Annotated in this window: 6 protein-coding genes; 5 read left to right on the plus strand and 1 reads right to left on the minus strand. The window is 69.2% G+C overall.

Annotated features, from left to right (window positions below; genetic code table 11):
• The 5 genes from Q0C41_RS29020 to Q0C41_RS29040 all read left to right on the plus strand — a co-directional run.
• A partial coding sequence (locus Q0C41_RS29020) for a BlaI/MecI/CopY family transcriptional regulator (protein WP_291990103.1) occupies nt 1–264 on the plus strand: 264 nt, incomplete at its 5' end.
• Nucleotides 261–1,532 (plus strand): M56 family metallopeptidase, encoded by a 1,272-nt coding sequence (locus tag Q0C41_RS29025; protein WP_291990105.1) that lies wholly within the window; start codon nt 261–263, stop codon nt 1,530–1,532. The genes Q0C41_RS29020 and Q0C41_RS29025, both read left to right, overlap by 4 nt.
• Nucleotides 1,533–1,544: 12 nt before the next feature.
• Nucleotides 1,545–2,396: an alpha/beta hydrolase gene (locus Q0C41_RS29030; protein ID WP_291990107.1), complete on the plus strand. Its 852-nt coding sequence runs from the start codon at nt 1,545–1,547 to the stop codon at nt 2,394–2,396.
• A gap of 50 nt (nt 2,397–2,446) precedes the next feature.
• Nucleotides 2,447–2,800, plus strand: coding sequence for a PadR family transcriptional regulator (locus tag Q0C41_RS29035; protein ID WP_291990109.1), 354 nt, complete (start codon nt 2,447–2,449; stop codon nt 2,798–2,800).
• Nucleotides 2,801–2,813: 13 nt separating this feature from the next.
• The gene (locus Q0C41_RS29040; RefSeq protein ID WP_291990111.1) at nt 2,814–5,486 is read left to right on the plus strand and encodes an ABC transporter permease; all 2,673 of its coding nucleotides are present in this window, start codon (nt 2,814–2,816) and stop codon (nt 5,484–5,486) included.
• A gap of 458 nt (nt 5,487–5,944) precedes the next feature.
• On the opposite strand, the gene Q0C41_RS29045 is transcribed toward Q0C41_RS29040, so the two are convergent.
• On the minus strand, nt 5,945–6,166 hold a 222-nt coding region (locus Q0C41_RS29045), incomplete at its 5' end, for a hypothetical protein (RefSeq protein WP_291984490.1).

Raw genomic sequence — 6,166 nt, forward strand, 5'->3', positions numbered from 1 at the left:
GACATCGCCTACACGACGGTGCAGACGATGATGAACCTGCTCGAAGGCAAGGGCCATCTCGCGAAGTCGCCGGGGCCCAAGGCTCAGCTGTACGCCCCGACGAAGCCCCAGGCGCAGGTCGAATCGGGCATGGTGCGCGACTTCGTGACACGGATGTTCGATGGCTCGGCGCGCCCGCTCCTGGTCCATCTCGCGAAAGACGCGAGCCTCAGTGTGAAGGAGCGGCGGGCGCTCGAGCGATTGATTAGTGAGGGCGAGCCGTGACGGCCGCACTCGTGGCCAACGCCGCGGCGTACAGCCTGCAACTCGGCGTCGTCGCAGCCGTCGCGGCTGGTGTCACGTGGGCCTATCCAATCCGGAATCCACAGCGCGCACACCGATTCTGGCAATGGCTCCTCGTGGTCGCCATGGCGCTTCCGTTGATGGCGCTCTGGCAGCCCGGTCCGACACCTGACGGACCGGCCATGGTCATCGCGAGCGCGTCGTCGTCTGGGGAGACAGACGGGTTTGTCGCGCAGGGGCTCACGCTGGCGGCGCAGGTGTTGGCGGCGGGCGCCGTCGCACGCTTGGCCTGGCTGATCGTTGGCATGGCGGCGGTCCGTCGTTACGTGCGCCGGGCGGTGCCCGTGGAAGTCGCGCCGGCCCGCGGTGCGGCCGCCACGGCATCGGTGCCCGGTCTCACGGTGGGTCTCTCGGCTGATGTGCGGTCGCCCGTGACGGTCGGCGTGGTGCGGCCTGTGGTGTTGCTGCCCGTGTCGTGGACGGACCTGGACGACGAGTCGGCACGCGCCATCCTGCTGCACGAAACGCTGCACGTGCAGCGGCGCGACTGGCTCCGGGTCTGCGCGGAAGAGGCGTGGTGCGCCGTGCTGTGGTTTCACCCTGGCGCACGCCTGCTGGTTGCGCGGCTCGACACGGCCCGCGAGATGCTGGTGGACCAGCACGTCGTCGCGGCCCTCGGGGACTGGCGGGCCTATGCGCGAACGTTGATGGCGTTCTCCGACACGGCCGGGCCGTCACCGCACCCGGCCGCGTCGCTCATTCGGCCGCGGCACCTGCAGCAACGGATTCAGGCACTGTCACAGGAGGCGAACATGACACGACCCGAACGGCGATGGACGGCTGGTGTGGCGATCGCGATCGTCGCGGCGGTCACGGCGGGCACGGTATGGGCGATGCCGATGCCAGGCGGCGGCGCGTCTGCCGGCCCTTCCGCAGAGACCGCGCAGGACCAGGTGTTCGACATCGGGAACGGCGTGACGTCGCCGCGCGTGACGCGCGAAGTGAAAGCGGACTACACGAAGGCTGCGCTGGACGCTAAGGTACACGGCGAGGTGTGGCTCTCGGTCGTCGTGAAGAAGGACGGCACGGTCGGGGACGTGCAGGTCCGCCAGTCGCTCGACACGGAGTTCGGCCTCGATGACGCAGCGGTCGCGGCGATGCGGCAGTGGACGTTCGAGCCGGCACGGCGGGATGGGGAGCCGGTCGCCGTCCGCGTCACCGTCGAGATGCGGTTCACGCTTAGGGACTGACGGCGCACGACCATGTCGACCCGTGCCCTCCCTCTGATCACGTTCATCGCGGTCGGCGCGCTGGGCATGGGCATCGTCCGTGCTCAGGCTCCGAGCGGCCGCGCGCCCACGCAGGCCTTCGCCACGACCAACGGCGTACGCTTGCACTACGCCGATTGGGGCGGCACCGGGCCGTGGCTCGTGTTCCTCACGCCCGCCGGAGGCAGCCTCGACGAACAATTCGGCAACCTGGCGCCGCAGTTCGTCGATCGCTTCCGCGTCGTGGGCCTCACGCGCCGGGGCCAACCGCCCTCGGCGGTCCCGGCCGGGCCCTATGACACCGATACGCTCGTTCGCGACCTGCTGGGCTTTCTCGATGTCCTGGGAGCCCAGCGCGCACATCTCGCCGGCCACTCGATCGCCGGCGCGGAGATGACTCGGCTGGCAGCCACGCACCCCAGGCGCGTGGCGTCGCTCGTGTATCTCGACGCCGCGGTCGACTACAAAGCCTCGGCAGCCATTGCACGCGAGGCCGGTCTCGCAGCGCATCCCGACCCAGCCATTGCGGCCATCCAGCGCGGGGCGGCCGTGCGCAGCCCGGAGTATCGTCGGGTAAGGGCGCCAGCATTGAACATCGCGGTCGTGTTTGACGGGCCGATTCCTTCACGGCCAGACGATCCCGAGGATTACAAGCGCTTCCTGCGTCTGTCGGAAGAACGCGGCGTCGTCGAAGCGAACATCCGCCAGTTCGAGCGTGGCATGCGGCAGCGCCGGGTGCTGCGGCTAAAGGACACCACCCATGGCGGATTCGTGAGCGACGCCGCGCAGCAGCGAATCTTTGTTCCTGTCATGCGACAGTTCCTGACCGACGGCCCACGTCCTTAAGGCCCCTTGCGTTTCGATGGAACGAGGGATTAGTCTTCCCTCGAAACCCAATGGGAGCACCTGAGAACACGGCCGCCCCGGATATCCTGCGCGGAACCCTCGACCTGCTCATCCTTCAGGCGCTCAGCCATGGTCGCGCGCACGGCTACGACATCGCGCGTCGGATCGAGCGGTCCACCGATGACGTGCTGGCCGTCGGAGAAGGGTCGCTATATCCGGCCCTGCATCGGCTCGAGGCACGCGGTTGGGTGGCTGCGACCTGGGGGATCTCCGACAACAACCGCCAGGCCAAGTACTACACGCTCACGGCTTCTGGCCGGGCACAGCTTCGCGTGGAGAAGGCGAACTGGCACCGTTACTCCTCGGCGGTGACTGCGGCGCTGTCAGCGCGAACGGTCAGGTAGCGCGAACAGGCTCATGGCCCAGCGTCGACGGTTTCGCGGAGTGTTCGGCCTCGACCCCGAGCGCGATGTCGAGCAGGAGCTCTCGTTCCATCTGGACATGCGCGTCCAGGAGTTGATCGGACGCGGGGAAACCCCTGAGCGCGCGCTGCAGATCGCGCGCGAGCGGTTCGGCAACTACGACGCCGCGCGGCACGAGTGCGTGGCGGTCAGTCACGACCGGAGGCGTCGGATGCGGCGAGCAGACTACGTGGGCGAGCTGGTGCAGGACGCGCGATACGCGGTGCGCACTCTGGCGCGCAGCCCGGGATTCACGGCGGCCGCCGTTCTCACGCTGGCGATCGGGCTGACCGGCACGACCGCGATGGTCACACTCGTCAACGGTGTGCTCCTGAGCCCCTTGCCCGTGCGGGCAGAGCAGGAACTCGTCGTGGGCTGGCGAGGCCGGCCTGAGGCCGGTGCCAGACGCTGGCCGTTCACGACGGCGGACCTCGATCTGCTGCGGTCGGAGAGCCGCACGCTGGTCGGCGTGGCCGGCGTGGGCTACCACGACCCGGCGACCAGGCCGCTCGACGTTGGCGGGGAGATGAGCTACGTGCGCGCCTCGCGCGTCACCGGCGAGTTCTTCGACGTGCTTGGCGTCGAGCCGCTGCTGGGCCGAGCCCTCGAACCTGCAGACGACGTTGCGGGCGCCGAGAACGTCCTTGTGCTGACGCACGCGTTCTGGCAAGCCCGTTTCGGCGGCGCGCGAGAGGTGCTCGGTCAACGCGTCTCGGTCGGCGGTCAGCCGTTCACCATCGTCGGCGTCATGCCGAGGGACGTGGAGCACCCGCGCCGCGTCGAGGTGTGGACGACCGTTGCGGGCATGCTGTCGACCACGTCGAATCCGACGGCGCGGCTGGGTATCACGACCGAGTTCGACATGGTGGCGCGCGTCAGGCCGCAGGTGACCGCGGCACAGGTGGCTGATGACCTGCAGAGACTCGGGCCGGGCATCGACGCTCTGCGGCCAACCGGGGACGGGGATGGCTTCGTGCCCCAGGTGCAGCCGTACAGAGAGTTCGTGGTAGGGGACGTGCGTCCCGTGACGCTGGTGCTGCTCGCAGCGGTGGGGCTGGTGCTGCTGATCGCGTGTGCCAACGTGTCGAGCTTGCTGCTGGTGCGAGGCGACGCTCGGCGTTCCGAGTTCGCCGTGCGCGCGGCGCTGGGGGCCGGGCGCGCCCGCCTCATGCGACAGGTGCTGGCGGAGGGCGCAGTGCTGGCGGGATCCGCATCCGCCGTGGCCCTGGTGGCGACCGCGTTGCTCCTCCCCGTCCTGATGCGGTGGGTGCCCGACGGCGTGCCTCGCACGGAGGCGATTCGCGTGGATGCCCGAGTCGTAGGCGCCAGCGTCGTGCTGGCTTTGGTGTCAGCCGTCCTCGCCGCACTCCTGCCGGCCATCACGTCGGCGGGCAGGCACCTCTCTGGCGGCCTCCGCGCCTCCTCGCGAGGGACGGCGGCGAGCGCCGGGCGTTGGCGACGCGTGCTGGTCGTCGCCCAGGTGGCGCTGGCCGTGGTCGGGCTGGCGGGTGCCGGTCTGCTCGTGAGCAGCTTTCGGGAGCTTCGGGCCGAAGCCACCAGACTGGCCACCGACCAGCTCGTTTGGGTCCCACTCGACGTGCCGCAGCCCGCCTACGGCGACCGGGTCCGGCTGCGGCAGCTCGTCACAGACTTGGCTGAATCTCTCGAGGCCGACCCCCGCGTCATGGGTGCCACGCCCATAAACGTCACGCCCTTCTCCGGCATCGGATGGGATGTGCCCGTCTTTACGGCGGAAGGGCAATCGTCCACGGAAGCCACGGCCAACCCGCCGCTGAATCTCGAAGAGATTCACCCACGCTACTTCTCGACGTTCCAAGTCGCGCTGCTGCGGGGCCGGGCCTTCACACTCGCCGACGACGACACCGCGCCGCTCGTTGCGATCGTCAGCGCCGACGTCGCGGCCAGGGTCTGGCCGGGCGTCGATCCAATTGGCAAGCGACTCAAGATGGGACCACCGGATTCGCAGGCCCGGTGGCTCACGGTCGTTGGCATCACGGCGCCTACCCGGTATCGCGATCTGCGATCGGAACGCTCGACCCTGTATCTGCCGGCGTTTCAGATGATCGGCGGTGCTGAGCAGCTGGTGGTGCGGACCTCGATGCCAACCGCCCAGCTGATGGACCTGGTCCGGGCTCGCGTGCGGGCGCTCGATCCCAACGTGGCTATCAAGCCGCCGAGTCCCTTCGACCAACTCGTGGAGGTGCCGCTGGCCCGGCCACGGTTCTACACGGTGTTGATGGCGGTGTTCGGCGCGACCGGCGTGGCGCTGGCGGTGGTCGGCCTGTATGGTGTGGTCGCGGCCAGCGTGCGCCAGCGGCGTCGCGAATTCGGCGTGCGCATGGCTCTCGGCGCCGAGGCCCATCACGTTCGCCGGCTCGTGATGCGCGACAGCGCATGGTTGGTGGCCGGTGGCCTCGTCGTCGGGCTCTCGATGGCCGTGGGCGTCGCCCGGGCGTTGAGCGGTCTGTTGTACGGGGTGGGACCCCTCGACCCGGCGTCGCTCCTCGGCGCCGTTGGTGGAATTCTGATCGTGTCGATCGCGGCGCTCGTGATCCCCCTCCGAGCGGCCGGCCGTGTCGAGCCGGCCGAGGTGCTTCGCACTGACTGATGGGCACCCAACGATCAAGCAGGATCGGGTGACCCGATCCTTGCCACGAGGCGCGCGGCCGGTCGGCCGGAGGTGACGGACGCGCTCCGCAATACCCCGGTCTACCGGGCGTCAGCCGAGGTGATCGCGATCCGTCCCGTCATTCGAGACGCGAACGGAACATGGAGCACGACGAGGGACATCCAAATGTTCCGCAAGTAGGCAGGGCCCCAGCCTCGCCATCTCGCCATCACCCACGCCGCGCGCGGCAAAGACTCGCGCTGGTGCGTACCGCGCAAGAGACGCCTGACCAGAGCCGGGCGGTTCTCCTCGCCCAGCACTGACGACGTGCCCTAAGTCTCAGCGCTCCGAATGCGGCCATATGGGCGACAGGCGTAGCCTGCAGTCTGGCCAGTGTGTCGCGGAGCGACGTGATCAGTTGTCGGTGAGCGGCAACACGCGGTCCCTGCCGCCGAGCCTCAACGCGCCGGGAACAGCGCCTGCAGGCGGTTCATCCAGGCCTCGCAGGCGGGCAGCGCCTCCTCGAGCCACTGGCGCGCCTCGATTGCCGTCAGATGGGGTCGCACGCGATCGATGTCGCCAAGCAGGCGGGTCCGAACGTTCTGACTGCCGACGGACACGGCAGGCTCGACGTCCTGGGCGGCGAACGGGCTCATGCCGGGGACGAGCCGCATGACCGT

Source organism: Luteitalea sp. (genome assembly GCF_022842525.1).
Lineage (GTDB): Bacteria > Acidobacteriota > Vicinamibacteria > Vicinamibacterales > Vicinamibacteraceae > Luteitalea.

What these genes read in the sequence shown, in the direction of transcription:
- Q0C41_RS29030 (WP_291990107.1), top strand. Translation starts at nt 1,545, where the DNA reads ATGTCGACCCGTGCCCTCCCTCTGATCACGTTCATCGCGGTCGGCGCG.
- Q0C41_RS29035 (WP_291990109.1), top strand. Translation starts at nt 2,447, where the DNA reads ATGGGAGCACCTGAGAACACGGCCGCCCCGGATATCCTGCGCGGAACC.
- Q0C41_RS29040 (WP_291990111.1), top strand. Translation starts at nt 2,814, where the DNA reads ATGGCCCAGCGTCGACGGTTTCGCGGAGTGTTCGGCCTCGACCCCGAG.